Below are 1,914 nucleotides of genomic sequence, written 5' to 3' on the forward strand. Positions count from 1 at the left end.
CGCGCGGTCTCCTTCGGAGACACGACGCGCGTTCCTACGGAACGCCAGCGATGCCACCGCGCTTCGCGCGGTCGGTCGGCCTGCGGCCTCCCTTGGCTGGTCACCTTCGGTGACCTCGGACCTTCGGTCCGGGCCCGGCCTTCGGCCGGTCCTGCTGGCTGGCTACAATGGCGGGGCCCTCGTTTCTGGGAAATCCCCTGGTCAGACGTGGTTCTGATGGGGTGTCTCCGTGGTCCTGGTGCTCGATGCCAGGGGCCGGCCTCTCTCCCTCCTCGTCCCTGCACTACTACATTATGTACCCGCCCCCACCCCCACGACAACCCCACCACAACACACCGAACTGACAACCCACCACCACGACACACCGACAAACACCCCGCCAACTGGTCTACACCACTAATTCCCTAAACACTCTCTCCTGACCCTCAATTCCATGCTGGGGGATTTCACTTACGCTCGATATGGGCTACCCATGTAACGGCCTGAATCTTGCTGGGTACTTCGCCAATTTCCTGCGCGGCGGTGCGGTAGCAGTCGGCCAAAAGGTTGTAGCGTCCGAGTGCGCCGAGTCCTCTTTCCCGCTGTCCGTAGATCTCGTTTACCGCGATGTCGTGTGCGTGACGGTCAATCACAACTGCGTGCGGGTCTTCGGGGTTGGCGATGCACACGTAAAAGCATCCCGTTTTGATGTTCATGGGGAGTACTTCGATGGGGTCGGTCCCGGCCATGATGCGGTTGGCTTTCGTGATCGCGTCGCGGACGTGCCCGCTTGCGGTGCCGTCCGTGAATGCCTTTCGTGCGAGCCTGCAATTTTCCGACCATGATTTGTTGGCGGAGAGGGCGGCGAGAACTCCGGCGCCTTTTTCGGGGGATCCCCCGGAGATCTCTACTGCGAGTTGGTGAGCCGTGGCGTACCACTCGCGTCCGCGCTGCTTCTGGTCCGGGGTGGCAGCGTGCCACGTGCTGGTGATCGCGTGGGTGTAGGCGGCGCGCTGCTCTTCGGTGCTCTTGACCGGGATCACGGGGGTTCCTTGGGCGTGGGGAGGGGGCGCAGGGGCGGAGGAGCGGGCCCATGGGGCGGCTCGACTCGGGCCGTTGGCGCGAGGGGAGAGAAAGGGGCCGGAAGGCCGGCGGGCCGCTGGCGGCCGGGCGGCCGGGGGAGTTCTTTCCCCCGGCCGCTGGGGGGTGGGGTGTTACTTGGTGTGCTGGTGCGGGATTTCCGGGATTTCGATCCCGATCATTCCGAGGACCATTTCGCACTGCTCTCGGGTGAGGCCGATGGTGTCGCCGTGGCGGTCGACTCCGCCGGTAATGACGACGGTGCCGTAGTAGAACTGATGGGCCCGCCCGTTCGCCACGGCATAAAGCTTCGTGGCAGGCACGTCGATGGGCACTCCGATAGTGATTCCGCTGCCGTCCAGCCACATGGACAATTCCGGGGAAACGTCGACCACGTCGACGTGGTCGCAGCGGAGCGCGGTGTAGAGGGTGTAGAGGGTGGAGCGCATTTCCTCGGGCCAGTCGATGACGTCGAACGAGGCGTCAGGACGGATGACCAGGGCGAGGTTGGTTGCGGGCATGGGTGTCCCCTTTCAAGGGCGGTGGTGGTCTTGGGCGTTGGTCGGCTGTCACTACCGACCAACAAGAGAAGTGTATCTCTAACTTGCCTACCGATCTACTCAAAAAGGCGCGTTTTCGCAGGTCAACCCATATGGAGTGGCGGGCCGGGGCCCGGTCGCCGTGCCGCCGATCCAGGCCGCGAAGCGGGATGGATCCCCGTCCGGCGCCGTAGGCGCGGGGGTTGCGCGAAGCGCCACCCCCGGGACCGGGCGGGCCGCCGTCAGGTCGCGAAGCGGCGTCATCCTCGGCGTCGTCGCCGGGCTCCGCCTTGGGGCGGCCCCGGTCGTCGGCGTC

At 65.3% G+C, this 1,914-nt stretch carries 2 protein-coding genes; both read right to left on the reverse strand.

All coding sequences use genetic code 11. The annotated features are described in order from the left end of the window. Positions 1-446: 446 nt before the first annotated feature. Positions 447-1,022: a DUF7178 family protein gene (locus L1885_RS27850; RefSeq protein ID WP_235799917.1), complete on the reverse strand. Its 576-nt coding sequence runs from the start codon at positions 1,020-1,022 to the stop codon at positions 447-449. A 171-nt stretch (positions 1,023-1,193) separates the two neighbouring features. Further along, positions 1,194-1,580, reverse strand: a complete 387-nt coding sequence (locus L1885_RS27855) for a DUF3846 domain-containing protein (RefSeq protein WP_235799918.1) — start codon at positions 1,578-1,580, stop codon at positions 1,194-1,196. Between the last annotated feature and the right edge of the window lie 334 nt (positions 1,581-1,914).

This window comes from Streptomyces fuscigenes, from assembly GCF_021556455.1.
GTDB classification, from domain to species: domain Bacteria; phylum Actinomycetota; class Actinomycetes; order Streptomycetales; family Streptomycetaceae; genus Streptomyces; species Streptomyces fuscigenes.